21 protein-coding genes are annotated in these 24,440 nt (G+C 67.8%); 3 read left to right on the top strand and 18 right to left on the bottom strand.

The window, feature by feature from the left end:
• The 3 genes from AC5P5W_RS18435 to AC5P5W_RS18425 form a co-directional block, all read right to left on the bottom strand.
• Entirely contained in the window at positions 1 to 441 is a 441-nt protein-coding gene (locus tag AC5P5W_RS18435) for a response regulator (protein WP_005411057.1), read from the bottom strand.
• Entirely contained in the window at positions 438 to 2,255 is a 1,818-nt protein-coding gene (locus tag AC5P5W_RS18430) for a sensor histidine kinase (RefSeq protein WP_046432554.1), read from the bottom strand. The genes AC5P5W_RS18435 and AC5P5W_RS18430 overlap by 4 nt, the downstream gene beginning before the upstream one ends.
• Before the next feature lie 192 nt (positions 2,256 to 2,447).
• Positions 2,448 to 2,831, bottom strand: coding sequence for a BON domain-containing protein (locus AC5P5W_RS18425; protein WP_014648433.1), 384 nt, complete (start codon positions 2,829 to 2,831; stop codon positions 2,448 to 2,450).
• A gap of 170 nt (positions 2,832 to 3,001) precedes the next feature.
• Between AC5P5W_RS18425 and AC5P5W_RS18420 the strand changes: the two genes are divergently transcribed.
• Positions 3,002 to 4,045: an oxidoreductase gene (locus AC5P5W_RS18420; RefSeq protein WP_049439961.1), complete on the top strand. Its 1,044-nt coding sequence runs from the start codon at positions 3,002 to 3,004 to the stop codon at positions 4,043 to 4,045.
• 319 nt (positions 4,046 to 4,364) lie between these two features.
• On the opposite strand, the gene gnd is transcribed toward AC5P5W_RS18420, so the two are convergent.
• From gnd to AC5P5W_RS18385, 7 genes are all read right to left on the bottom strand, one after another.
• Complete coding sequence (gene gnd / locus AC5P5W_RS18415; RefSeq protein WP_197574936.1) at positions 4,365 to 5,270, bottom strand: phosphogluconate dehydrogenase (NAD(+)-dependent, decarboxylating); 906 nt, start codon at positions 5,268 to 5,270, stop codon at positions 4,365 to 4,367.
• Between the two features lie 10 nt (positions 5,271 to 5,280).
• Positions 5,281 to 6,534: a hypothetical protein gene (locus AC5P5W_RS18410; RefSeq protein WP_495221352.1), complete on the bottom strand. Its 1,254-nt coding sequence runs from the start codon at positions 6,532 to 6,534 to the stop codon at positions 5,281 to 5,283.
• Positions 6,535 to 6,536: 2 nt separating this feature from the next.
• Positions 6,537 to 7,133, bottom strand: a complete 597-nt coding sequence (locus AC5P5W_RS18405; protein ID WP_032960208.1) for a DUF2242 domain-containing protein — start codon at positions 7,131 to 7,133, stop codon at positions 6,537 to 6,539.
• Between the two features lie 213 nt (positions 7,134 to 7,346).
• Positions 7,347 to 9,524, bottom strand: coding sequence for a carboxy terminal-processing peptidase (locus tag AC5P5W_RS18400; RefSeq protein WP_014648438.1), 2,178 nt, complete (start codon positions 9,522 to 9,524; stop codon positions 7,347 to 7,349).
• Positions 9,525 to 9,771: 247 nt separating this feature from the next.
• Positions 9,772 to 10,782 carry a lipoyl synthase gene (gene lipA, locus AC5P5W_RS18395; protein ID WP_032960206.1) on the bottom strand — a complete coding sequence of 337 codons (1,011 nt, stop codon included), beginning with the start codon at positions 10,780 to 10,782 and terminating at the stop codon, positions 9,772 to 9,774.
• A gap of 18 nt (positions 10,783 to 10,800) precedes the next feature.
• On the bottom strand, positions 10,801 to 11,511 hold the full coding sequence (lipB, locus tag AC5P5W_RS18390) for a lipoyl(octanoyl) transferase LipB (protein WP_014648440.1): 711 nt from the start codon (positions 11,509 to 11,511) through the stop codon (positions 10,801 to 10,803).
• The gene (locus tag AC5P5W_RS18385) at positions 11,499 to 11,777 is read right to left on the bottom strand and encodes a YbeD family protein (protein WP_005411067.1); all 279 of its coding nucleotides are present in this window, start codon (positions 11,775 to 11,777) and stop codon (positions 11,499 to 11,501) included. Before AC5P5W_RS18385 ends, lipB begins: the two co-directional genes overlap by 13 nt.
• Positions 11,778 to 12,129: 352 nt before the next feature.
• On the opposite strand from AC5P5W_RS18385, the gene AC5P5W_RS18380 reads away from it, so the two are divergent.
• Positions 12,130 to 13,188 (top strand): lipid A deacylase LpxR family protein, encoded by a 1,059-nt coding sequence (locus tag AC5P5W_RS18380; protein ID WP_080281880.1) that lies wholly within the window; start codon positions 12,130 to 12,132, stop codon positions 13,186 to 13,188.
• 247 nt (positions 13,189 to 13,435) lie between these two features.
• On the opposite strand, the gene AC5P5W_RS18375 is transcribed toward AC5P5W_RS18380, so the two are convergent.
• From AC5P5W_RS18375 to mltB, 3 genes are all read right to left on the bottom strand, one after another.
• Positions 13,436 to 14,656 carry a D-alanyl-D-alanine carboxypeptidase family protein gene (locus AC5P5W_RS18375; protein WP_014648443.1) on the bottom strand — a complete coding sequence of 407 codons (1,221 nt, stop codon included), beginning with the start codon at positions 14,654 to 14,656 and terminating at the stop codon, positions 13,436 to 13,438.
• A 100-nt stretch (positions 14,657 to 14,756) separates the two neighbouring features.
• Entirely contained in the window at positions 14,757 to 16,025 is a 1,269-nt protein-coding gene (locus AC5P5W_RS18370) for a septal ring lytic transglycosylase RlpA family protein (RefSeq protein WP_014648444.1), read from the bottom strand.
• Positions 16,022 to 17,167: a lytic murein transglycosylase B gene (gene mltB, locus AC5P5W_RS18365; protein ID WP_032957863.1), complete on the bottom strand. Its 1,146-nt coding sequence runs from the start codon at positions 17,165 to 17,167 to the stop codon at positions 16,022 to 16,024. Before mltB ends, AC5P5W_RS18370 begins: the two co-directional genes overlap by 4 nt.
• A gap of 45 nt (positions 17,168 to 17,212) precedes the next feature.
• Between mltB and AC5P5W_RS18360 the strand changes: the two genes are divergently transcribed.
• Positions 17,213 to 17,533, top strand: a complete 321-nt coding sequence (locus AC5P5W_RS18360; RefSeq protein ID WP_401730966.1) for a DUF8588 domain-containing protein — start codon at positions 17,213 to 17,215, stop codon at positions 17,531 to 17,533.
• 621 nt (positions 17,534 to 18,154) lie between these two features.
• Here the strand turns inward: AC5P5W_RS18360 and rodA (AC5P5W_RS18355) are convergent.
• From rodA (AC5P5W_RS18355) to mreC, 5 genes are all read right to left on the bottom strand, one after another.
• Complete coding sequence (rodA, locus tag AC5P5W_RS18355) at positions 18,155 to 19,249, bottom strand: rod shape-determining protein RodA (RefSeq protein ID WP_197574935.1); 1,095 nt, start codon at positions 19,247 to 19,249, stop codon at positions 18,155 to 18,157.
• Between the two features lie 123 nt (positions 19,250 to 19,372).
• A complete protein-coding gene (gene rodA / locus AC5P5W_RS18350) occupies positions 19,373 to 20,485 on the bottom strand; it encodes a rod shape-determining protein RodA (protein WP_014648447.1) in 1,113 nt (370 codons plus the stop codon).
• Positions 20,482 to 22,557, bottom strand: coding sequence for a penicillin-binding protein 2 (gene mrdA / locus AC5P5W_RS18345; protein WP_053496216.1), 2,076 nt, complete (start codon positions 22,555 to 22,557; stop codon positions 20,482 to 20,484). The genes rodA (AC5P5W_RS18350) and mrdA overlap by 4 nt, the downstream gene beginning before the upstream one ends.
• 3 nt (positions 22,558 to 22,560) lie before the next feature.
• Positions 22,561 to 23,046, bottom strand: coding sequence for a rod shape-determining protein MreD (gene mreD, locus AC5P5W_RS18340; RefSeq protein ID WP_005419400.1), 486 nt, complete (start codon positions 23,044 to 23,046; stop codon positions 22,561 to 22,563).
• Positions 23,043 to 24,332 carry a rod shape-determining protein MreC gene (gene mreC / locus AC5P5W_RS18335; protein ID WP_049439972.1) on the bottom strand — a complete coding sequence of 430 codons (1,290 nt, stop codon included), beginning with the start codon at positions 24,330 to 24,332 and terminating at the stop codon, positions 23,043 to 23,045. The genes mreD and mreC overlap by 4 nt, the downstream gene beginning before the upstream one ends.
• Positions 24,333 to 24,440 lie beyond the last annotated feature (108 nt).

Genomic DNA, 24,440 nt, shown 5'->3' with positions numbered 1-24,440 from the left:
TCACTCGAGTTCCGGTGCCTGGTTGATCAACGCCCAGAACTTGCCCAGGGTCTGCACCGCGCCGAAGAACTGGTCCACGTCCACCGGCTTGACCACGTAGGCGTTCACGCCCATGTCCCAGCTGCGGGCCAGATCGCTTTCCTCGCGCGAGGACGACAGGATCACCACCGGCAGGCGCTTGAGTTCTTCATGCTCGCGGATCTGCCGAAGCACTTCCAGGCCATCCATGCGCGGCATCTTGATGTCCAGCAGCAGCACCGCCGGCAGGCCTTCCTCGCGATTGGCGAAGGCGCCGCGGCGCAGCAGGTAGTCCATCACTTCCACGCCGTCTTCGACGTGCACGATGGGATTGGCCAGACGCGCCTCTTCCAGGGCATCGATCGCCATTTCGGCATCCGCCGGGCTGTCTTCGGCGAGAAGAATGGTGCGCAGAGTGGTCATGCAGAAGGCCCTTGTTTGTCCGCGTCGATCGCGGGAGGCAGGTAGAAGTGGAAGGTGGCGCCGACGTCCGGTTCGGCCTCGGCCCAGATACGGCCGCCATGGCGGGTCAGCACGCGGCGCACGCTGGCCAGGCCGATGCCGGTACCCGGGTAGTCGCTGGCCTTGTGCAGGCGCTGGAATACACCAAACAGCTTGCCGGCGTAGGCCATGTCAAAGCCTGCACCATTGTCGCTGACCGTGAACTGATGGCCGCCATCGGGCTGCGGCTGGTAGTCCACGCGGATCTTCGCCGGCTCGCGGTTGCCCGAGTACTTCACCGCGTTGCCGAGCAGGTTCAGCCAGACCTGGCGGATCATGTTCTCGTCGCCCACCACGATCGGCAGCGGCGCGATGCTCCACTCCACGTGGTGCGCATGGCCGCTGTTCTCGGCCTCGGCCTGCAGGTTGGCATCGAGCATGGCGCGGGTATCGGCCACCAGCGACTGCATGTCCACCGCCTGCTGGCGCATCGCCGCGCGGCCCAGCCGCGAATAGACCAGCAGGTCGTCGATCAGCGCCGCCATGCGCCGGGCCGAACTGGAGATCACCTCCAGGTAATGCCGGCTCTTGTCATCGGCGGCGTCGCCGAGGTGGCGCGACAGCTTGTCGGAGAATCCGGCCACGTGGCGAAGCGGCGCACGCAGGTCATGCGAAACCGAGTAGCTGAAGGCTTCCAGCTCGCGGTTGACCTCGGACACCTGCGCGACCTTGCCCTCCAACTGGCGGTTCAGCTCCTCCACGCGCAGCTGCACTGCGCGCTGCATGGTGACGTCGCTGATGGTCAGCAGCACCACTTCGTCATCGGTGTCGGGCAGCGGCATGCGCCGTGCGTTGAGCAGCATGTAGCGCACCATGCCATCGGCGGTACGCTGCTCATGCTCGAAGTCCCACAGTTCGCGGCCACGCGACAGCACATCGGCCAGGCGCTGGCGCACCACCGGATCCCGCCAGGCGCCGTCGCCGATGTTTTCCAGCAGCAGGCCATCGGCGCGCTCGTCCTGCAGGTCATACAGTTCGGCGAACGCCGGGTTGTGCAGCTGCACGCGCAGGTCGCGGTCGAGCAGCACGATCGGTTCGCGCACGGTCTGCAGCACCGACGCCGCGCGTGCGGCCGAGCGCAGCGATTGCCGTTCCGCATGCAGGCGGCGGCCGATCTGCCGCTGCAGCAGCCACAGCACCAGGCCGAGCAGGGCCAGCTGGATCGCCAGCGAACTCCACGACACCAGTTCGGTCTGCTTGCGCTGGCGCGCGGCCTGCTGGGCGCGCAGTGCCAGCAGATTCTGCTCGCTGGCCTGCAGCTCCTCCACCAGGCCACGGATCGGATAACGCGTGCTCAGGTCCTGCACCAGCTCACGCTGGTCGGAGTTCGGTTCGGACCGGGCCAGCTCGCGGGCAAGCGCCATGCGGCCTTCGAGCATCGATTCGATCCGACCAATGCGGATCAGCTGATCGGGATTGTCGCGGGTCATCCGGCCAAGTTCGGCCAGGCGCCCGGGGATCTCGTTGGCCTTGGCCATCCGCTCGCGCAGGCCGGGCGCATCCACGCCCTTGGACAGGGTCAGCGCGGCGGATTCGACGTCGCGCACATCGGCCTGCAGCTGTTGCAGCGCCACGCCAACGGACTGGGTATGGTTGACCCAGGCCATCGCCTCTTCGCTGTCCTGCTGCAGTTTGCGCAGGGTCAACCACGGCACCACGATGATCGCGGCAGCCGCCAGCGCCAGGGCCGGCAACCGCCAGCGGTCCCAGATGTCGTCACTGAAAACCAGCGCCATAGTTCCTCGTCAGCACGGCCGCGGAGCGGGACCCGGGACGAGCCCGGCTGCGGCGGAACCGGCAATATAGCGCAGGCGGTCACAACTCTGGAGCCCAAAGCGCGGCAGGCTGAACGGGCCCCCGCAGCCGGCCCCATACGCGAGTGGGCGCCCCCTTCGGGGCGCCCACCCTGTTCAACGCGCGGTGGATGCTCAGCGCTTGGCAGCGGCGCTGACCTTAAGCGCGGCGGCATCGACGCGGGTCACGCCCTTGATGCCCTTGGCGGTGTTGACCGCCTTGTCCTTCTCCGCCTGCGTAGCGACGGCACCGCTCAGGCTGACCACGCCGTTCACGGTTTCCACCTTGATCTCGGTGCCCGGAACGTTGCTGCTGGCCAGCAGATCGGCCTTCACCTTGGTGGTGATCCAGGTATCGGTCACCGGCTCATTGGAGTCGTGACGATCGGCATGGGTCGTCGGATGGGTGCTGGTCGGCGGGCTCTTCGCGGCCGGGTCCTTGGCGAATGCGGCCGAGGAGGACAGCGCCAGGCCCAGGGTCAGGGCGGAAGCAATCAGCGTGCGGGTGGTATTGCTCATCGTGTCGTACTCCTTCGGAATGTGCTGCCAGTCTGGACAACCCACCGTAGAGCAGGCGTGGCGTTGCGGTCATGCCGCCGTGAATCGAAACGTTTCCAATGGCAACCGTTCAGTTTTGGACGGCCAGCACCCGTCGTTTACCCTGCCCTTCCCACTGCCGGAGCCCTGCCATGCGCCCCGACCTGCAACTGGCCCTGATCGGCTACGGCCTCGCCGGCCGCGTCTTCCATGCACCGCTGATCCAGCACACCCCCGGGCTGGCGCTGCACAGCATCGTCAGTTCACAACGCGACACCCTGCTGCGGACGTTCAGCGATGTGCACGTGCGTGCCACGCCGCAGCAGGTATTCGATGATCCGGCCGTGGATGCCGTAGTGATCGCCACGCCGAACGAACAGCACGCGCCACTGGCCATCACGGCGCTGGCGGCAGGCAAGCATGTGCTGGTCGACAAGCCGTTCGCGCTGGATGTGGCCGAAGCGGAAACGGTGCTGGCTGCGGCACGCGATGCCGGGCGCATCGCCACCGTGTTCCAGAACCGGCGTTTCGATGCCGACTTCCTCACCCTGCAGTCGCTGCTGGCCGAAGGCAGCTTGGGCGACGTGGCCGAGTGCCACGCGCACTTCGACCGTTACCGTCCGCAGGTGCGCGACCGCTGGCGCGAACAGGACGGGCCCGGCAGTGGCCTGTGGTACGACCTCGGTCCGCACCTGCTGGACCAGATGCTGGTGCTGTTCGGCTGGCCCGAGGCAATCGATGCCGACCTGGCCGTGCAGCGCGAAGGTGGCGGCGGCATCGATTACTTCCACGCGATACTGCACTACCCACGGCATCGGGCGATCGTCCACGCCGGTTCCCTGGTGGCAGCGCAGACGCCGCACTTCAGTGTGCATGGCAGCGCCGCCAGCTGGATCAAGCACGGCCTGGACGTGCAGGAGGCGCAGCTGCGCCGCGGCGTGGCGCCGGGCGCACCAGGCTGGGGCCTCGATCCGCGGCATGGCGAGCTGGTGCGCTGCGATACCGAAGACAACGTGCAACGCAGCACCGTCGACAACCTGCCCGGCGACTATCGCCGGTTGTATGCGCAGTTCGCAGCGGCGATGCACGGCGAGGGCGAAGCCACGGTCAGCCCGGTGCAGGCGCTGCAGCTGATGCGGTTGCTGCAGGCCGGCATGGACAGCGCGCGCGAAGGGCGCCGGATCGCGTTGGGGTGATCGGCAGGGCTGCGCCCTGCACCCGCAGAAACGGTAGTGCCGGCCGCTGGCCGGCAACCTCAACAGCAACGGCAAAAAACGGCTACCCGTGAGATGGCGGCCCCCCCGCCTTCGACAGTTATCCGCGCCCGACGGTAGGTGTCGACCTTGGTCGACACGTCAACGTGGAAGCGATCGGAGCAGGCTTCTGTAGAGTCGAGCCATGCTCGATTGGCTGCATGGGGTCAGAGCCCGTTCCGGCGGAAAGGGATCCGACCCCGATCTGCCTGGGGCCGGATCCCTTCGGCAACGCCGAAGGGCTCTGACGCCACCGCAGTGCTTACGACTTCTTGATGGCGTGGCCACCGAATTCATTGCGCATCGCCGACAGCAGGCGGTCGGTGAACGAATTCGATTCGCGCGAGCGCAGGCGTTCCAGCAGCGACAGCGTGATCACCGGCGCCGGCACATCCAGCGCGATGGCTTCGGCCACGGTCCAGCGGCCTTCGCCGGAATCCTCCACATACGGGGCAATGCCATCCAGCGAAGGATTGCGCTTGAGGGCTTCCGTGCTCAGGTCCAGCAGCCACGAACGCACCACGCTGCCGTGGCGCCACACCTCGGCCACCTGGGCCAGGTCCAGTTCCATCTCCTGCTTGCGCTCCATCAGCGCGAAGCCTTCGGCATAGGCCTGCATCATTCCGTACTCGATGCCGTTGTGGACCATCTTGGTGAAGTGGCCGGCACCGGACGGGCCGACGCGCCCCCAGCCACGATCTTCGGCCGGGGCCAGCGTGCGCAGCAACGGTGCGATCTGCTCCACCACCGACGCTTCGCCACCGACCATCAGGCTGTAGCCTTCCTGCAGGCCCCACACGCCACCGCTGGTGCCGCAGTCGACGTAGCCCAGATCATCCTCGGCCAGCGCCTTGGCGCGGCGGATCGAGTCCTGGTAGTTGGAGTTGCCGCCGTCGATGACGATGTCACCCTCGGCCAGGTGCGGGGTCAGCTGGCCCAGCGTCTGGTCGACGGTTTCGCCGGCCGGTACCATCAGCCACACCGCGCGCGGCACCGGCAGCGCGGCCACGGCGGCGGCCAGCGAATCAACCACCTCCAGGCCGGCCTCGGCGGCGCGCTGGCGGGCGCCTTCGCCCGGGTCGTAGCCGACCACGCGGTGGCCGCCGCGATGCAGGCGCTGGGCCATGTTGGCGCCCATGCGGCCGAGGCCGATCATTGCAATATCCATTGTTTCACCTTCAGTTGGGGTCTAGGGTCAGGCTGCCTGGCCTGCCGGTAGCCGCGCAGTGGCGCAGCTGCGCCTCGCGCCAACGCCGGTAGAGCGTGGTATGCAGATTGTGCACCGCCAGGTCGATTGAAAACGGGGTTCGCGGGTTGCGATCGAGCAGGCGGGCGACGTGGTAGCCGATGGGACGTATACCGCGTGGATGCACATAGATCACGAACTGCTGGTAGAACGGATCGTCCAGCAGCTGGTCCATGCGCGCGAGCGTGTCGTGGTAGCGCGGCGCCAGCCGTGCGCGCAACTGCGGATCGCGCTCGAACAGCAGGCGCTCGAAGTAGCGCTGGCCGATGCGCGGGATGTCCTGCGCCAGGTTCCAGAGTTCGGCATTGCGCTGGTCGTACCAGGCCAGGCCGCCGTGCTGCGCCAGGGCCTGCGCAGCGCCCTCGCCCACAGTGACGACCACGAAGTTCTCGGCCTGGTTGCTCAGGTCATCCAGCGTACCGTTGTCGTACACATGTTCGATGAAGCCGGGCACACCCACGAACGCCTGCCGCCCCATCGCCGAGGTGCGCACCGCCTTGCCATCGGCGAAGAACTCGCCCGCGTGCGCGCCAAGCAGGATGCTGTCGGTGGCGTGCAGCGCGAGGAAGGTGCCGATCGACAGTTCATCCGCTGCGAACTCTGTATCGAACGCAGCATCGCCATACAGCTCGCGCTGGGTGGCCAGCTGCGCGACCTGGCGGCCGACACCGCACTCGGCGCGCACGGCACCGCTGTAGAACGCCTGCAGCGCATGGCTGTTGCCCGCACTGGGCACGAAGCCACGGCCGAAACTGCGCGTACGCTGCCAGCCCTGTGCCGGCGCGCCGCGCAGACCAAAGCCGATCCAGCCCAGTTGCGGGCCGGAGAAGCGGAACGTGGCATTGCCCTGCAATGCCGAGGTCGCGCGCCGCGTGGCCGCCCCCAGCTCGAAGGCATAGGCGCAGACCGTAGCAGGGTCTTCCAGCAGCTGCTGCAGCAGTGCCTGTCGTTCGCCTGCAGGCAGATCCGCCGACCAGCGTACGCGCAGGTCACCCGCTGCCTGTGCCGCGGCGAGCGAGGAACGCGTACACACCGGGCCCTTGTGTACCTGCGGTGCACGCAGCCCGGCATCCTCGAAGCGCCACCCCAACCGCTGCAGCAGGCCCTGCGTACAGCCCGGGGATGGCGCTGCGACGACCCACGCGGGCGCCAGCAGCAGGGCTGCAATCAGCCACCTGCCGCGCACGCTCAGCCCTGGTCCGTGACCGCCGGTGCGGGTGCGGGCTCCGGTGCCGCTGCCGGCGATGGCGACGGCTTGCCCGCCGCGGCCGGCAGGTACTGCTGCAGGCGCTGGAAGAAGCGACGATAGAACTCGGCATCGGTGACCGTGCTGCTGGCCACCTTCACCAGCGAGTCGTCGTTGCTGCCGAAGGGCAGCGATACCGAACCCAGCGCTCCCACACCGACACTGGCCGAGGTCGGGCTCTTCTTCAGCGCGTAGCGATCCTGCACTGCGCTGACGAACACCAGCGTCTGGCCGCCACGCGGGGCGCAGGAGATGCGCAGCACCAGCTGCTCATGGTCATCCTCGCGCGGCTGGAAGTTCTTGTTGCCTTCCACCTGTGCATCGTCGGAACGGGCGATGGCATAGCCCTGGCTGAGCAGCGTGCGGCGCGCCGCTTCGCAGGCTTCGCCCGGGCGCCCATCGACCGTGCGCGAGAAGGTATCGCCGGAGTCGAAGGACTCGCGCAACACGGTGCTGTCGGCGGCACGGCCACCGCAGGCCGAGAGGATCAGGGCGCTGGTGAGCGCCACGGCGGCGCTGGAAAGACGGGAGGCCCGCATGGGTACTCCTGCGAGAACGGAAGCACCAAGGGTAGTCCCACCCCCGTGTGCGGCAGGTCGACATACCCTCCCACGTTGCTCCCGGTTCATGCACGAAAAAGGGACGGAGGGAATTAAGTCGTTTGTGCCACAAACGACTTAATTCCCTCCGTCCCCTTTTACGACGAGGGGCCGGCAATGCCGGCCCCTGAGGTGTCACATGCCGTGGCCGGCTCAGTCCGCCCAGCGCCCCGCGCCGGTGGACTGCGGCAGCACCTGGGCCGACAGCGGGCGGTCATTGGCCAGCAGATTGACCGCGTCAGCGAGGATCGAGGCCGACTCGCGCAGCAGCGGGTCCGGACGCTTTTCAGCGGCCTTCTCACGGGCGGCATCCTTGACGATGTCGCGCTCGTTGCCGGTCAGGCCATCGTCGCTGCTGTCGTCGGCCAGCGGGTCCAGGGCCAGGCCCAGTTCCTTGCGCTGCACCTGGCGCTCCTTGCGCTGGGCGTCCTGGCGCTCGCGCTCGGCACGACGGGTCGCCTCGTTGAGCGAGATGTACTTCTTCGCGGCCTCGGTGCGGAACTGCTCCACGTCCTCGTTCCACCACTGGAATTCCTTGTCAGTGGCGATGCGCGCGTCGTGACGGGTCTCCAGCTTCGGCAGCAGCGGCGCGAAGTTGCCGTACTGGGTGTGCGGCACGGCGGCGATGCGGGTCCACGGCAGGGCGTTGTCGTAGGTGCTTTCGCCGAATTCGGTGGCATCGACGCTGGCCGGGAAGGCCAGGTCCGGCACCACACCCTTGTGCTGGGTGCTGCTGCCGCTGATGCGGAAGAACTGGGCGATGGTCAGCTTGACCTGGCCGAAGCGCTGGGTCTCGCCGCTCGGCCAGCGATCGAGGTCGACGATGTTCTGCACGGTGCCCTTGCCGAAGCTGGTTTCACCGATCACCAGGCCACGGCCGTAGTCCTGGATGGCACCGGCGAAGATCTCCGAGGCCGAGGCCGAACCGCGGTTGATCAGCACCGCCAGCGGGCCATCCCACGCCACGCCCTGGTTGCGGTCGCTGTTGACGGTAACGCGGCCACCGGACTCGCGCACCTGCACCACCGGGCCCTGTTCAATGAACAGGCCGGTCAGTTCGATCGCCTCATCCAGCGAGCCCCCCCCGTTGTTGCGCAGGTCCAGCACCACGCCATCCAGCTTGTCGTTCTTGAAGCCGGCCAGCAGCTTGGCGACGTCGCGGGTGGCCGAGGCGTAGTCAGCGGCATTGCGGCGACGGCCTTCGAAGTCCTGGTAGAAGGTCGGCAGCTTGATCACGCCGATCCTGCGCGCCGGTTCGCCGTTGGCGGCCGGGATGCTCATGGTCTCGCCCTTGGCGGCCTGTTCGGCCAGGCGCACCTTCTGGCGGGTCAGGACCAGCGTGTGGTGCTTGCCGTCCACGCCCTCGGCGGCCGGGATGAATTCCAGCTTGACCTGGGTATCCTTGGCACCGCGGATCTTGGCCACGACGTCGTCGATGCGCCAGCCGATCACATCCTCGACCAGGCCGGACTTGCCCTGGCCAACGCCGACGATGCGGTCCCCCGGCTTCAGGGTGCCGTCCACTGCGGCCGGACCACCGGCGATGATCTCGCGGATCACCACCATGTCGTCCTGCCGCTGCAGCTGCGCACCGATGCCTTCCAGCGACAGCGACATCGCCTGGTTGAAGTTCTCGGCGGTGCGCGGGGTGAAGTAGTCAGTGTGCGGATCAACCGCGCTGGTGTAGGCGTTCATGAAGAACTGGAAGACGTCTTCGCCCTTCAGCTCGTTGACCGACTTCTCCAGCGTCGCGTAGCGCTTGTCCAGCGTCTTGCGGATGTCGTCCGGCTTCTTGCCCGCCAGCTTCAGGCGCAGCCAGTCGTTCTTCACCGACTTGCGCCACAGCTCATCCAGTTCGGCACTGCTGGCCGCCCACGGAACCTTCTTGCGGTCGTATTCGAAGCGCTCGTCGGTGGTGAAGTCCGGCTCCTGCTTGAGCAGCTTGCGCGCATAGGCCACGCGCTCGCCGACGCGCTGCTTGTAGACCGCGAACACCTGGAACGCCGGCTCCAGCTCGCCGCCACGGATGGCCGAAGAGATGTTGGCTTCGAACGGCGCGAAGCGCGCCACGTCGGCCTGGGTGAAGTACTGCTTGCCGCCGTCCAGGGTCTCCAGGTAACGCTTGAACACGTCCTTGGAGGTGGCCTCGTCCAGCGCGCGCGGGCGGTAGGCGTAGCGGCTGTCGGACAACAGGCCGTACACCAGCTTGGAGGTGGTCACCTGATCGGCGGTGGCCGCCGCGGGCAATGCGGGCGAGTCGGCCTTGGCCGCCAGCGCCAGCGGCGCGACCAGCGCCAGGGCCATCAGGAATGCGGGGGCTTTGAATTTCATTGACGTGCTCGAAGGCGCCTTGCCAAGGGGGAGACTGCAGGGTGTTCAGACACCACGACAGTGCCGAAAGTTGCCGGGTTTGTCATCCGGCCGCGCTCGGTGGAAAACCAGCCTAGCCGGGCCGGTGTAGCAAATTGTGAATGCATGCAGAGCCGAGCCCATGCTCGGCTGGCCGGCAGCAAGCAGCCGAGCATGGGCTCGGCTCTGCGGCAGGCAGAGGTATGCGGACCAACGGTCCGCACCCACCTCAAGAGATGCCGGCGCCCTTGGCCTGCACGTCAGCGTGGTACGACGAGCGCACCATCGGGCCGGACGCCACGTGGCTGAAGCCCAGCGCGTAGCCGTAGTCTTCCAGCGCCTTGTAGTCCTCGGGGGTCCAGTACTTCAGTACCGGGTGGTGATGCGCGGTCGGCTGCAGGTACTGGCCGATGGTGATCATGTCCACATCGTGCGCGCGCAGGTCGCGCATGGTGGCCTTGATCTGTTCGAAGTCTTCGCCCAGGCCCAGCATGATGCCGCTCTTGGTCGGCACGTCCGGGTGCTGTGCCTTGAAGTTCTTCAGCAGGTTCAGCGACCACTGGTAGTCCGCACCCGGGCGCACGTTGCGGTACAGGTCCGGCACGGTCTCGATGTTGTGGTTGAACACATCCGGCGGGTTCTGCGCCAGGATCTCCAGCGCGCGCTCCATGCGGCCCTTGCCACGGAAGTCCGGGGTCAGCACTTCGATGCGGGTACCCGGCGACTTTTCGCGGATGGCGGTGATGCAGTCGACGAAGTGCTGGGCACCGCCGTCACGCAGGTCATCGCGGTCGACGCTGGTCACCACCACGTACTTCAGGCCCATGTCGGCCACGGTCTGGCCGAGGCTGGCCGGTTCGTTGGCATCCGGCGGCTTCGGGCGGCCATGGGCCACGTCGCAGAACGAGCAGCGGCGGGTGCAGACCTCGCCGAGGATCATGAAGGTGGCGGTGCCATGGCCGAAGCATTCGTGGATGTTCGGGCAGCTGGCTTCCTCGCACACCGTCACCAGGCGGTTCTCGCGAAGCTTGGCCTTGAGGTTCTGCACGGCGTTGCCCGAGGGAATGCGCACGCGGATCCACGACGGCTTGCGCAGCACCGGCGCGTCGGCGAACTGCACCGGCGAACGGTTGATCTTGTCACCGCCCAGCTGCTTGACCCCGGCCTGCAACGGCGCGGCGGACGGAGAGTCGCCCTGCACGATCTGCAGGGGAATGGAACGGGCGGTGGTTTCAGTCATGGCAGTTCCGGGGGGCGGTCAGGCGGCCGCAGAAAGATCGGGCAGTTCCGGCGTGTGCTGCAGCAGCAGGCCGAACTGGCGGGCCAGGTGGTCCAGCAGCACCGGCTTGACGGCATCCAGCCCGGAGGGGCCGCCCAAGTCTACCACCGAGGTCACCTGCAACCCCTGATAGCCACAGGGGTTGATGCGATGGAAGGGTTCCAGGTCCATGGCCACGTTGAAGGCCAGGCCATGGAAGGTGCAGCCGCGGCGCACGCGGATGCCAAGCGCAGCGATCTTGGCGCCACCGACGTAGACGCCCGGGGCGCCCTCGCGGCGTTCGGCGCCGATGTTCCACTCGGCCAGGGTATCGATGAGGGCCTGCTCGATGCGGCACACGTAGTCGCGCACACCGATGCCCAGCCGCGGCAGGCGCAACAGCGGGTAGACCACGATCTGGCCGGGCCCGTGATAGGTCACCTGGCCGCCACGGTCCACGTGCAGCACGGGGATGTCACCCGGCGCCAGCACGTGCTCATCCTTGCCGGCCTGGCCCAGGGTGAACACCGGATCGTGCTCGACTACCCACAGTTCGTCGGCGTCGGCGTCGCTGCGCTGGTCGGTGAAGCGCTGCATGGCGCGCCACACCGGCTCGTACGCCTGGCGGCCGAGGTCGCGGACCACCGCCGGACGCGGCGCGCGGTCTTCCGGGGCGGCTTCGGCCGGGCAGCTGTCGGCTACAGCGTCCACTTCACTTCCGGGTGGTCGCGCAGTGCCTGGTGCGCCAGGTCGTACTGCTCGCGGCTCTCGGCCTTGAACACGATGCGGACGGACACGTACTTGCCGTTGGACGAATGCTTCCAGCTGATGCGTTCGTTCACCACATCGATGCCGGCAGCCAGCAGCAGACGGGGAAGCTCATGCTCCAGGCCGCGGTTGGCCGGGCCCATGGCGCTGAGCTCGAACTGGCCGGGGAACTGGAAGCCGTGGTCGGGGTTGTCGGACTTGATTTCCATGGCCCCATTATCGGGCCGCAGGGCAACAAACCCAAGAGTATTCATCAACGTCAAAGACAGCACTGGCGGCCTGCTGCGTTGCAGCTGGCCCAAAAGCGCGGGCGCAGAGCCCAACGGCAGCTGACTGGTTCTTTCGGCCCCTCACTGACCGGGGCATCGTGCGCGCGGCCTGCAGTCGCCTTCACGCCAGGCCTGCGGCGCGTGCGCGGGTAACGAATTGTGTCCGCCGGACAATGTTGTTTTCGGAACAGACAAGTGATCCCAACGTGCTCGTTCCGGCGCGCGGGCACGAGTACCGTAGCGTTGCAGAAAACGACAGAAAACCGCCCCCTTCCCCATGAGCATTCCATCCATGCGTAGTGTCGCAGCCCTCGGGCTGGCCGGCCTGCTGGCCTCTGCCCTCCCCTTTGCCGCCCAGGCGGCCGAACAATGTGGCCCGGACGCGATGCGCGATCACCCGCCGCAGGTCAATTTCCGCGTCGACAACGACCTGTTCGGCGGCCGCCACCAGGACCAGGGCTATACCAACGGTGCGCTGTTGACCCTGGTCTCGCCCAATCTGGTCGATTACACCGACGACCCGTGCCTTCCGCGCATGGCGCGCTGGGTGAACCAGTACCTGGAAGGCCTGCATCCGGGCAGGTTCGAACAGCAGAACATGATCTTCAGCATCGGCCAGGGCATCTTCACCCCGACCGATTTCAGCCGCAGGGACCTGATCGAGGACGACCGCCCTTACGCGGGCGTACTGATCGCAAATTTCGGTTTCAATGCGCGCAGCGGCGACCGCCTGCAGACCACCCAGCTGACGTTGGGCGTAGTTGGCCCGTGGGCACAGGGCAAGCAGGTGCAGAATGCCGTGCACGAAGTGCTGGGCGACGAGAAATTCAAGGGCTGGGACAACCAGCTGCACAACGAGCCGCTGTTCATGCTGACCCATGAGCGCATGCGCCGCTGGCCGGGTGATGCCAGCATCAATGCCGACGGCTGGGGTTGGGACGCGATCAGCCACTACGGCGGCTCGATCGGCAACCTGGAAACCAAGGCCAACCTCGGCGGTGAAGTGCGCTTCGGCTGGAAGCTGCCGGACGACTTCGGCAGCACGCCGTTGCGCCCGGCCGGTGAGAACACGGCACCGACCCGCAGCGGCCGTCCCAATGGCTGGTCCTGGCACCTGTTCGCGACCTCGGACGCGGCCTGGGTGATCCGCGACATTACGCTGGATGGCAACACGTTCCGCAACAGTCACAGCGTGGACAAGCGCCATGTGGTGGCCTACGGCGGCTATGGCGTGGCCGTGATGTACGGACGCTGGAAGTTCGCCGCTGCGCGTTACCACAGCACGCGAGAGTTCAACGGCCAGCGCCAATCGCCGGTGTTCGGCAGTTTCACCATCAGCCGCTCGCTGTAGGCGAGGGGCTGAGGGTGAAGCGGGTAGGTGCCGACCGTTGGTCGGCACACCGGTTACCGCATCGCTCGCTGCAAGTCAGGCGCTGCAGGTGGTGCCGGCCGCTGGCCGGATGCCGGCAGTTCCGGATGAGTTGCTGGGGAGCCGGCCAGCGCCCGGCTCTACCCCCCGCGTGCGGGGGGAAGCGGCCTTCCGAAACAGAAAAGGCCGGCATTGGCCGGCCTTTTCGTTCACCACGCAAAGGCGTGGATCATTCCGATTCCCACCACATCCAGAAGCTGTCCCACAGGCGCTTGAAGAAGCCGGCCTGCTCGACGGCGGCCACGGCCACCAGCGGTGCCTCGGCGATGACCTTGCCATCCAGCGTGACCTTCACGGTGCCGATCTGCTGGCCGGCAGTGAACGGTGCTTCCAGGGTCTTGGGCACGTCGATGCTCGGCTTCAGGTCGTTGTAGCGGCCGCGCGGCACGCTCACCAGCATCGGCTGGGCCACGCCCAGCTGTACCTTGTCGGTGGTGCCCTTCCAGACCTTGTGCTCGGCCACGGCCTTGCCCGGTTCGTACAGGCGGTGGGTCTCGAAGAAGCGGAAGCCCCAGTTCAGCAGGGCCAGGCTGTCGTCGGCACGCTGCTTCTCCGACGCACCACCCAGCACTACGGCGATCAGGCGCTGGTCGCCACGCTGGGCCGAGCTCATCAGGCAGTAGCCGGCTTCGGACGTGTGGCCGGTCTTGATGCCATCCACGCTGCCATCGCGCCACAGCAGCAGGTTGCGGTTCGGCTGCTTGATGTTGCCGACCTGGAATTCCTTGATCTTGTTGTACGCGTAGGTTTCCGGGTAATCACGCACCATCGCGCGGCCCAGCAGCGCCAGGTCGTAGGCGGTGCTGTGGTGGCCCTGTGCGGTCAGGCCGTGGGCGTTGACGAAGTGCGAGTCCTTCATGCCGATCTTGGCGGCGTAGCTGTTCATCAGCGACGCAAAGGCTTCTTCGCTGCCGGCCACATGCTCGGCCAGGGCGATCGCGGCGTCATTGCCGGACTGGATCGCCATGCCCTTTTCCATGTCTTCCAGGCGTGCGGTCTGGTTGACCGGGAAGCCGCTGTAGCTGCCGTCGGTACCGGCGCCACCTTCGCGCCAGGCGCGCTCGCTCATCATCACCTGGTCATCTGCACGGACCTTGCCGTTCTTGACCTCGGCGGCAACCACGTACGACGTCATCACCTTGGTGATGCTGGCCGGGGCCAGCTGCTCGTGGATGTTCTCGCCGGCCAGCACCTGGCCGGTGGCGTAGTCCATCAGGACCCAGGCCTTGGACACGCTCGGGGCCGGGGCCGGCGGGGTCGCGACGGTGGCCGGGGCGGCAGCGGCGGCGGCAGGCGCCGGCGTGGCCGGGGTCGGCAGCGGCGTCTGGGCGGAAGCCAGGCCCACCACCAGGGTGGCGGCCAGGGCGGTGGCGGCGGAACGGAAATTCATTGGACAGCAGGCTCCAGGGGACGGCCGGGAATGGAGGGTGGAACGTAACGGCCATTGTAAGGCCGGGGGAGCCTGGGCCGGCAGCACCGGCCCGGGCGGATCAATCCTTGACGATCTGCGGCGAACCCAGGCCCAGACCGGCGATGCGGCCGGCAAGTTCCGCGGCACTGGCATGGTCGGTGGCAGGAACGCGCAGACGGAACAGGGTGCGGCCACCGGCGGCGATGTCGCTGATGGTCGCGCCGACGATGCCGGCAGCGTTGAGCTGGCCCATCGCACGGTTGGCGTTGTCGCGACTGGAGAAGCTGGCGACCTGCACCATCACCGCGCCCACCACCTGCTGCGACAGGCTGGGTGCCGCCGGCGTGGCGGCGACGGTGCGCACGGGTGCCGGCGCGACGGCGCGCGGCGCGGCGCTGGCGACTGCAACCGGCGCCGGTGCGGTGCTGCGCAGCGGTGCACTCGGCGGCAGGCTGCTGACCGCCACCTCCGGCACGGTGCTGGCCACGCCCTGGGTGGTGGCCGGCTGGCCGCGTGCCGGCATGCCATCGGCCGGCAGGCGCTTGACCAGGCGATCGATATCGCTGTCGGCAGTGGCGCGCGCGGTCGCTGCCGGGCGTGCACTGGCCACCGCAGCTGCCGCTTCGGCGGCACGACGCTCGCGGCGGGACGGCTTCTGCGCCAGCAGGTTGCTCTCGCCCGGCTGCAGCGCGCGCACTTCCACGTTGCCGGTACCGCGCTGGGTGATGCCCAGGCGCACGGCGGCGGCATAACTGAGATCGACCACGCGACCATCGTGGAACGGGCCGCGGTCGTTGACGCGCACGATCACCGACTCGCCATTGTCGAGGTTGGTCACGCGGGCGAAGCTGGGCAGCGGCAGCGTCTTGTGCGCGGCGGTAAACTGGTACATGTCGTAGACCTCGCGGTTGGAGGTCAGGCGGCCATGGAACTTGGCGCCGTAGTACGACGCGGTACCGCGCTCGACATAGTCGTGGGTATCGTCGAGCACCTTGTACGACTTCCCCAGCACCACGTACGGCGACTTGTTGCCGATCGCCGAGCGCTCCTCGGCGGTCACTTCCGGCTCGGGAATGCAGGCCACGTTGGGAATGTAATCCGGCGTGCTGTCACGCACGCCCGGCTTGTACAGGCCACCGGCGGTGTAGTTGCCGCGGGTGCTCAGGTCTTCCTTGGCCGCCGCGTACGGTGACCCTTCCGGGCAGTGTGCCGGGCGCGAGCCACGCCCCTGCACCAGCGTGCCGCCGGACTTGCCACCATGGCCGGCCGTGGCCGGCTTCTTCGGCGCGCTGCTGCAGGCAGCCAGCGCGAGGACGATCAAGCCTGGGACCAGCCATCTGATGTTCATGCCGGGGGCAGCTCCTGTCCGGCGATGGCCTGGGACAACTGGAACACGGCCATCGCGTACATCTTCGAGAGGTTGTAGCGGGTGATCGCGTAGTAGTTCTGGAAGCCCAGCCAGTACTGCTTGCCGGTGCTGCCTTCAAGCGTGATCGGCGTGGCGGTGGCGCCCGGCTGCACCGGCGCGCCCGGCTGGTAGCCGCGCTGCGCCAGGTCGGCCATGGTCCAGGTCGGCATCCATTCGGTCGGGTTGAACTCCTCGCGGCCCGGCGCCAGCGTGGCCGGCACGGCCACCTGCCCGCCACGCACCCAGCCGCCCTTCTTCACGAAGTAGTTGGCGATGGACGAGAACACGTCGTCGTAGCTGGTGAACAGGTCGCGGCGGCCATCACCGTTTCCGTCCACGGCGTAGTCGAGATAGCTGGACGGCATGAACTGGCCCATGCCCATCGCACCGGCATAACTGCCCTTGAGCGTGGTGATATCCAGTTTCTCTTCGTGGCCCAACTCGAACAGCTTGGCCAGCTCATCGCGGAAGAACAGCTCGCGGCGCACTTCGCGTTCCAGCTTGGCCGGGTCGCCGCTGCGCGGGTAATAGAACGCCAGCGTGTACAGCGCATCGAGCACGCGATGGCTGCCAGCATTCCTGCCGTAGCTGGTTTCCACACCGATGATCGCGACGATCACTTCGGCCGGCACGCCGGTGCGCTGCTGCACGCGATCCAGTTCGGCGCGGTGTTCGGCCAGGAACGCGCGGCCGCCATCGATGCGCGCCTTGCTGATGAACATCGGCCGGTACTCATTCCACGGCTTGACCCGTTCGGCCGGGCGCGACATCGCGGCGATGATCGGCTGGCGCACCTGCGCCTGGTCGAGCACGCTGCTGATCTGCTCCGGCTTCAGGCCATAGCGCTTGGCGGTATCGGCAATGAAGCGGGCCCGTGCGACCTCGAACGGCACCGGGGTGAGATCGACCGGCGCCGCGGTGGCGGCGGTGGCTTCAGGCGCGGCCTCGGCCGGGCCATGGGCCTTGGCGGCGGGCTGGCGCGGCGTACTGCTGGCCTGGGGCGAAGACGGTGGGGACTTCGGCTGGGTCGCGCATGCGACCAGGCCGAGGGTGAGCATGCAGGCCAGAGTGCGTCGAATCATCGTCGCAGGTTAGCAGGTCATGGATGAATTAAAACCCCTAACACCATGAATCACAACGATTTGCCTGCGACCAGCGGGAAATGTGAAGGCATCGTGATCGCCCTTCCCCATTCAGATAGAGGTTGCCGGTTGCGTCCCCATCCCCGCAGACGCAACCGGCGACCGGATCCGGTCGGTACCTGCGCGGCTGCCGCTCCCCAGTGGCAGTACCCCGCGCTCCCTGTACCCGTTGGATCAGTACTGCTTCCCGCCCGACGCCCCCTCGCGCTGCAACGATTGACGGCGCGCCGTGCCGAACGGGCCGCCATTGTGCAGGCCGATTACGACAAGTCCATTGATCAAGATCAACGCGGTGTAAAAGTGTGAACCAGCTAACGTTTTTTGCGGACTTTCGTCAGCGGGCGTGCTGTCGTGCATCGGTGTGAGAACGCTTCCACAACGGGCGTTGCGCAGTCAGGAGTTTCCAGCCAACGGCGCAGCCCCTCGTGGGTGGCCGCGAAAAGCAGTTCATGGTGGGGCCGGGTAGACGGGCTGCGCAGGGGCCGCTGCAAGTACGTCCATGTAAGCTCGGTCGCCGCATCCATGCGGCTCACGCCCCTGCGCAGCCCGTCTACCCGGCCACGGACAGGTTCCGTGCGCGTCTACCCACGGCGAAGTAAAGAGAAGATCAAAAGCAGAGGCGGCCTGGCGGGTCGCTTCATTGCCGTGTGTAGAGCCGAGCCATGCTCGGCTCACGAGCAAGCGCAGCGTCGCGATCGGCTTTTGATCTTCTTTTTCTTCTCCGTGGGTGGCAGACCTCCGAAATCTGTCAGAAGCCGGTCGGGTTGGGTACGCGGGGGTGTCAGCCGCATGGATGCGGCTGCCAAGCCTCCAGGGACGGATTCACGGCGTCCCCGCGTACCCAACCCGACCGGCCCACCCGCGGCTTCTGCTTTCCGCAGCCACCCAGACACCACCCACGAGGCGCTGCGCCGTTGGCTGGAAACCCTATCCCCCGTGCACGGGCCGGTGCCCGCGTACCGCCATCACCAACCCGATGCCGGCCAACAGCGAAACCGCCGATGTCCCGCCGTAGCTGATCAGCGGCATCGGAATGCCCACCACCGGCAGCAGGCCGGAAATCATTCCGCCGTTCACCAGCACGTAGACGAAGAACGCCAGCCCCAGGCTGCCGGCCAGCAACCGTGCATGCGTGTCGCGCGCGTGCACGGCAATCCACAGGCAACGCCCGACCACGAACAGGTACAGCGCGAACAGCGTCGCCACGCCGATCCAGCCGAACTCTTCGGCCAGCACCGAAAACGCGAAGTCGGTGGTGTATTCGGGGAGGAAATCCAGCGTGGCCTGGGTGCCCTGCCCCCAGCCGCGTCCCTGCCATCCCCCGGAGCCGATCGCGATGCGTGACTGCAGGATGTTCCAGCCGGTGCCCAGGGGGTCGGCCGCCGGGTCGAGGAAGGTCAACACACGATCCTTCTGGTACTGACGCAGCAGACCGAACCACGCCAGCGGCGCGGCCACTGCCAGCCCCGCCGCGCCGGTCGCCACCCAGCCCCAGTGCAGGCCCGCCAGCAACAACGCGAACACGCCGCTGGCGGTGACCAGCGTGGCGGTGCCGAGGTTGGGCTGCATCAGGATCAACATCGCCGGCGCGCCGATCAGCACCGCGGCGGTCAGTACCGTGCGCGGCGACGGCGGCAGCGGTTGCCGGTGCAGGTACCAGGCCATCATCAACGGCAGGCTGAGCTTGAGCAGCTCCGACGGTTGCAGGTAGAACACGCCGAGGTTGAGCCAGCGCTGCCCATATTTGCCGGTGCCGATCACATACACCGCCATCAGCGGCAGCATCGACAGCGCGTACAACGCTGGTGTCCACGCGCGCAGGCGCAGCAGCGAAACACGTGACAGCAGCCACATCGCCAGCAGTCCACCCGCAAAGCGCGCCGCCTGCCCGGCCACCGGCCCGGACACACTGTGCAGCACCGCCAGGCCCGCGCCCATCAGGATCAGCAATGCGACCAGCAACGGCAGATCGATCGTGCGCACTGCCTCACGGCAGCCGCCAAACAGTCGTTTCCATTCCACGCGCAGCACGCTAGCAACGGGCGCTTGCGTGAAGCTGTCAGGGTGCTTCTGATCTCCGTAGCCGGGCTGTGGGGTCAGATCCCTTTTCCCTGTGGAAAAAGGGATCTGACCCCGACGCCGTACTCAGCCGTAGCCGCCGTGCACCGGGTTGTGACTGCGCACCGCCATCACCAATCCGAAGCCGGCCAGCAGTGACACCGCCGAGGTACCGCCGTAGCTGATCAGCGGCATCGGCACGCCCACCACCGGCAGCAGGCCGGAAATCATCCCGCCGTTCACCAGCACATAGACGAAGAACGCCAGGCCGGTGGCGCCGGCCAGCAGGCGCGAATACGAATCGCGCGACTGGCTGGCGATCCACAGGCAGCGCCCGATCACCACCAGGTACAGCGCCAGCACGGTGGCCACGCCGATCCAGCCGAACTCCTCGCTCAGCACCGAGAACGCGAAGTCGGTGGTCTGTTCGGGAATGAAGTTCAGGTGCGACTGCGAGCCCTCGCCCCAGCCCTTGCCATCGAAGCCGCCGGAACCGATCGCGATCTTCGACTGGATGATGTTCCACCCGGCCCCCAGCGCATCCATCTCCGGGTCCAGGAACATCATGATGCGGTCCTTCTGGTACGGCCGCAGCAACCAGAACCAGGCCACCGGCGCGACCGCGGCCACGCCACCCACGCCCAGGCCGACCCACCACCACGGCAGGCCGGCCAACAACAGCACGAACACGCCACTGGCAGCGATCAGCACACCAGTACCGAAGTCCGGCTGCAGCATCACCAGGCCGGTGGGCACGCCGATGATGACCAGGGCCACGAGCACGGTGTTGAAGCGCGGCGGCAGCGGCATCTTGTGCAGGTACCAGGCCACCATCATCGGCAGGCTGACCTTCAGCAGCTCGGCCGGCTGCAGGTAGAAGAACTTCAGGTCCAGCCACTGCCGGCCGTACTTGCCGGTGCCCAGCACGAACACCGCCAGCAACGGGATCATCGAGATCGCGTAGATCATCGGCGTAGCCGAGCGGATGCGCAGGATCGGCACCCGCGAGATGCCCCACAGCGCGGCCATGCCCACGGCGAAGCGCGCGCCCTGGGCCATCACCAGGCTGTCGCCACCGGCGCTCTTCAGGGTGGCCAGGCCGATCACCATCAGCGTCCCCAGGGCCAGGCACAGCACCCAGTCCAGCGTGCTGAAGAAGCGGCGCAGCATGTCGCCGGCCCAGCGCAGGAACACTCTCATCGTACGGGCTCCGCGACGGTCGGGCGTGGCGTGGCGGGCAACGCGGCGGCGGCCGGCGTACCCGGCTGCGGTGCGGGTACAGGTTCCGGCGCCGGCACGCCGACCAGCACCGGATGTTCACCCAGCTGCGCCGCGGCGAGGTCGCCAGCCTGGCGCGCGCCGGCATCTTCGTTGTCGAACGCGGTGGCGCCGATGGCGGTGGTGCCGCGCTCGCTGTCCAGTGGCTGCATGCCTTCGGGCATCTTGCCCAGCAGGTAGGCGTCGAACACCTTGCGTGCGATCGGCGCGGCCGCCGAACCACCATAGCCGCCGCCTTCCACGGCCACCGCGATCGCGATCACCGGGTTTTCCACCGGTGCGAAGCCGACGAACAGCGCGCGATGGCGCAGGTGCATCGGCAGGCTCTTCGGATTCACTGCCGCCGTGCCCTTTCGGCTGATGACCTGCGCGGTACCGGTCTTGCCGGCCATCACGTACGGCGCACCCACTGCCACGCGCCAGCCGCTGCCGCCGGGCCGCATGGTCGCCATCATGCCCTCGCGCACGGCCTGCACGTTGGCGGGGTTGGGGCTGACCGGCTTGCTCTCGCCAGCCGGCATCGCCGACCAGTCGCTGTCGAAACCCTCGCGCTGCTGGATCACCAGGTGCGGGGTGCGCAGCTGGCCATCGGCCAGACCGCTGACGCCGCGCGCCAGCTGCAGCGGGGTGACCTTCCAGTCACCCTGGCCGATGCTGATGTTGACCGTATCACCGGGGTACCAGGCTTCCTTGCGGCTCTTCCGCTTGTAGGCCGGCGACGGCAGGATGCCGCCGATCTCGCCGGTGAGGTCGATGCCGGTCGGCTGGCCGAAGCCGTAGTACTCCATGTAATGGTCGAAGCGCTCGATGCCCAGGTCCAGCGCCAGCTTGTAGTAGTAGGTGTTGACCGATTCGGCGATGGACTTGCGCAGGTCGGTCCAGCCATGGCCGCCACGGTGGGCGTCACCCCAGCCGCGGGAAGTGCCCGGCAGATAGAACATGCCGGTGGACAGCACCTTGTCTTCCGGGCGTCGAACGCCCGAATCCAGGCCGGCCAGGCCGATCAGCGGCTTCAGCGTGGAACCGGGGGCGACGCCACCGAGCACCAGGCGGTTGAACTGCGGCCGCGACGGGTTTTCGTTCAGCGCCTTGAAGTCGGCATGCGAGATGCCGTTGACGAACAGGTTGGGGTCGTAGGACGGCAGGCTGACCATCGCCAGCACTTCGCCGGTGCGCGGGTCCATCGCCACCGCCGAGCCTTCCTGGTCGCCGAAGGCGGCCACCATGGCGCGCTGCAGGTCGGCGTCGATCGACAGCCGCAGGTCGGCGCCGGACTGCGCGGCGACGCGGCCGATGGTGCGGATCGCGCGCCCCTGCACGTTGGTCTCGACCTGCTCGTAGCCGACCTTGCCGCGCAGCTGCTGCTCGTAGTAACGCTCCAGGCCGGACTTGCCGATGTGGGTCAGCGCGGCATTGCCTTCGCCGAGGATCTCCAGATCCTTGTCATCAACGCGGCCAACGTAGCCGATGATGTGCGCGAACAGATCGCCGTAGGGGTAGCGGCGGGTCAGGTAGGGCTCCAGCTCGACGCCGGGGAAGCGCCAGCGGTCGACCGCGAAGCGCGCCATCTCCTCGTCGCTCATGCGCAGCTTCAGCGTGACCGGCAGGAACTTGCGGCGCGCCTTGCGCGACTTGTTGAACGCTTCCAGCTCTTCCGGGCTGATGTTGATGATCTTCGCCAGCCCTTCCAGGGTGGCGTCCATGTCCTTGACCTTGTCCGGGGTCACGTCCAGGCGGAAGGCCGGCACGTTCTCGGCCAGCAGGCGGCCATTGCGGTCGTAGATCATGCCGCGCCCGGGCACCACCGGCCGCGGCTTGATGCGGTTGGCTTCCGAGCGCGTGGCATAGACGTCGTGGTCCAGCACCTGCAGCTTGAAGTACCAGCCGCCCAGGCCCAGCAGGCAGACCAGCACGCCCAGGAAGCCCAGCGCCGCGCGGCGGCGGAACTGTTCGGCTTCGGCGTGCGGGTTCTTGACCTGGCGGCGCGGGATCATGGCTCAGCGCCCGCGCTTGCCGAAGCGCACCGCGTCCAGCAGCACGAACACCAGCGGCCACAGGCCCATGCCCAGCAGCGGTGCCCACCAGTACGACCACGGCAGGGTCGGCTCATCCACCACGATGTGGACCAGCGCGCTGACGATGCGGTCGTTGAACAGCAGGCCGCCGATGGCCAGCATCTGCTGGGACATCGGGAAGAAGCGGATGCGGGCGCGGAAGCGCTGCAGGATGAAGGCCAGCATCACCAGCCGCAGCGCCTGTTCGCCCAGCACGCCGCCGTACAGCAGGTCGGCAACCACGCCGCTGGCGAAGGCGATGCCCAGGCCGACGCGCTCGGGGGCTTCGATGACCCAGTACGCCAGCACCAGCGCCAGCCAGTACGGGCGCAGCGGCTGCAGCAGCGCCGGCAACGGCAGCAGGCCCAGCAGCAGCGCCACCACCAGGCTGGCCGGCAGCACCCACGGGTTGTCGCGCAGGCGGCTCATCGCTGGGCCTCCGGCGTGGTCGGTTGCCGGCCAGCGGCCGGCACTACCGTGGACCCGGCTGGGGTGGAGCCCCCCTCTTGTTGAGGGGGGCGCGCCAACGGCGCGGGGGTAAGGGAGGATGCGCGGGCCGGTTGCACCGAAGGTGCAGTCGGCTGAGGGGGGCGCGCCGAAGGCGCGGGGGTAAGGGAGGATGCGCGGGCCGGTTGCGCCGAAGGTGCAGTCGGCTGAGGGGGGCGCGCCGAAGGCGCGGGGGTAAGGGAGGATGCGGGGGCAACAGTCCTCGTTTGCGACGAGGGCTGTTGCCGGCCAGCGGCCGGCACTACCGGGGAGCTGGCCGGAGCCGGCGTCGTTGCCGCTGGCGCGGCTCCCGCAGGCACGCTGGCGCCGGTGGCCGGCCCCCCCGGGGCGGTTTCTTCCAGCTGCAGGCGCAGTTCCGGCGGAATGCGGATCGCCGCGCCCGGGCGCAGCAGCAGCACGTCGCGGCCGCGGTCGAGCTGGGCCGCCGGCTTCAGTTCGCCGACCAGGAAGGCGTGGGTGTCGTCCGGGCGCAGGCCGGTGATGGTGCCGACCGGGAAGCCGGCCGGGAAGCGCCCGCCGAGGCCGGAGGTAACGATCTCATCGCCCACTTCCACGCCGGCGCTGAGCGGAATGTCGCGCAGCTCCAGCGTGTCGCCGCGGCCGTAGACGATCAGGCGCACGCCGTTGCGGGCCACGGTAACGGGCACCGCGTGGTCGGGGTCGGTCAGCAGCAGCACGGTGGAGGTGCCGCCGGTGACGCTGATCACCTGCCCCATCAAGCCGCCGGCATCGATCACCGCCTGGCCGACGTGCACGCCTTCGCGGGTGCCGGCGTCGAGCACCAGGCGCTGCTTCACCGGGTCCAGGTCGATGTCCAGGATCGGCGCCAGCTGCACGTCCAGGCCGCTGCGCTCGGCCACGTTCAGCAGTTCGCGCAGCTGGGCATTGTCCAGCGCGGCGGTCTGCAGGCGGGTCAGGCGCGCGTTGGCCAGCAGCAGCTGGTTGCGCAGTTCGCGATTCTCGGTCACCAGCTGGGTATGGCTGGCGGCGGAATCCTTGACCTGGTTGCCGAGCTTGCCGGGCAGGCCGGCCAGCGCCCATACCGGCTGCACCAGGCTGTTGGCCTGCTCGCGCAGGCGCGCGAGCCAGCCGGCCTGGTCATCGAGCACGATCAGGGTGATGGCCAACGCGAGATAGGCCAGCAACCGCAGGGGGCTGGCGGCATCACCGGATCGGGAGGCAACGGGAGGACCGGCGTAGGGCGGCACGGCAACGATTCAACTGGCAGAAGGCGAAAGGGAAACACGCGGGCGCCCCGCCGGTGCCGGCCCGCCATCACGGCGGGCCGCACCCCGGAAGGGCGCGGCGGGCAGGAA

The organism is Stenotrophomonas sp. YJH_SMC_123 (assembly GCF_059368215.1).
Note: the sequence above shows the minus strand (reverse complement) of the source record. Positions and strands in the feature narration are given on the sequence as shown.

What these genes read in the sequence shown, in the direction of transcription:
- AC5P5W_RS18425 (WP_014648433.1), bottom strand. Translation starts at nt 2,831, where the DNA reads ATGAGCAATACCACCCGCACGCTGATTGCTTCCGCCCTGACCCTGGGC.
- rodA (WP_014648447.1), bottom strand. Translation starts at nt 20,485, where the DNA reads ATGAGAGTGTTCCTGCGCTGGGCCGGCGACATGCTGCGCCGCTTCTTC.
- mreD (WP_005419400.1), bottom strand. Translation starts at nt 23,046, where the DNA reads ATGAGCCGCCTGCGCGACAACCCGTGGGTGCTGCCGGCCAGCCTGGTG.
- AC5P5W_RS18360 (WP_401730966.1), top strand. Translation starts at nt 17,213, where the DNA reads ATGAATCACAACGATTTGCCTGCGACCAGCGGGAAATGTGAAGGCATC.
- AC5P5W_RS18400 (WP_014648438.1), bottom strand. Translation starts at nt 9,524, where the DNA reads ATGAAATTCAAAGCCCCCGCATTCCTGATGGCCCTGGCGCTGGTCGCG.
- AC5P5W_RS18420 (WP_049439961.1), top strand. Translation starts at nt 3,002, where the DNA reads ATGCGCCCCGACCTGCAACTGGCCCTGATCGGCTACGGCCTCGCCGGC.
- AC5P5W_RS18430 (WP_046432554.1), bottom strand. Translation starts at nt 2,255, where the DNA reads ATGGCGCTGGTTTTCAGTGACGACATCTGGGACCGCTGGCGGTTGCCG.
- gnd (WP_197574936.1), bottom strand. Translation starts at nt 5,270, where the DNA reads ATGGATATTGCAATGATCGGCCTCGGCCGCATGGGCGCCAACATGGCC.
- AC5P5W_RS18375 (WP_014648443.1), bottom strand. Translation starts at nt 14,656, where the DNA reads ATGAATTTCCGTTCCGCCGCCACCGCCCTGGCCGCCACCCTGGTGGTG.
- mrdA (WP_053496216.1), bottom strand. Translation starts at nt 22,557, where the DNA reads ATGATCCCGCGCCGCCAGGTCAAGAACCCGCACGCCGAAGCCGAACAG.
- AC5P5W_RS18385 (WP_005411067.1), bottom strand. Translation starts at nt 11,777, where the DNA reads ATGGAAATCAAGTCCGACAACCCCGACCACGGCTTCCAGTTCCCCGGC.
- mltB (WP_032957863.1), bottom strand. Translation starts at nt 17,167, where the DNA reads ATGATTCGACGCACTCTGGCCTGCATGCTCACCCTCGGCCTGGTCGCA.
- AC5P5W_RS18405 (WP_032960208.1), bottom strand. Translation starts at nt 7,133, where the DNA reads ATGCGGGCCTCCCGTCTTTCCAGCGCCGCCGTGGCGCTCACCAGCGCC.
- AC5P5W_RS18435 (WP_005411057.1), bottom strand. Translation starts at nt 441, where the DNA reads ATGACCACTCTGCGCACCATTCTTCTCGCCGAAGACAGCCCGGCGGAT.
- AC5P5W_RS18380 (WP_080281880.1), top strand. Translation starts at nt 12,130, where the DNA reads ATGCGTAGTGTCGCAGCCCTCGGGCTGGCCGGCCTGCTGGCCTCTGCC.
- AC5P5W_RS18370 (WP_014648444.1), bottom strand. Translation starts at nt 16,025, where the DNA reads ATGAACATCAGATGGCTGGTCCCAGGCTTGATCGTCCTCGCGCTGGCT.
- lipA (WP_032960206.1), bottom strand. Translation starts at nt 10,782, where the DNA reads ATGACTGAAACCACCGCCCGTTCCATTCCCCTGCAGATCGTGCAGGGC.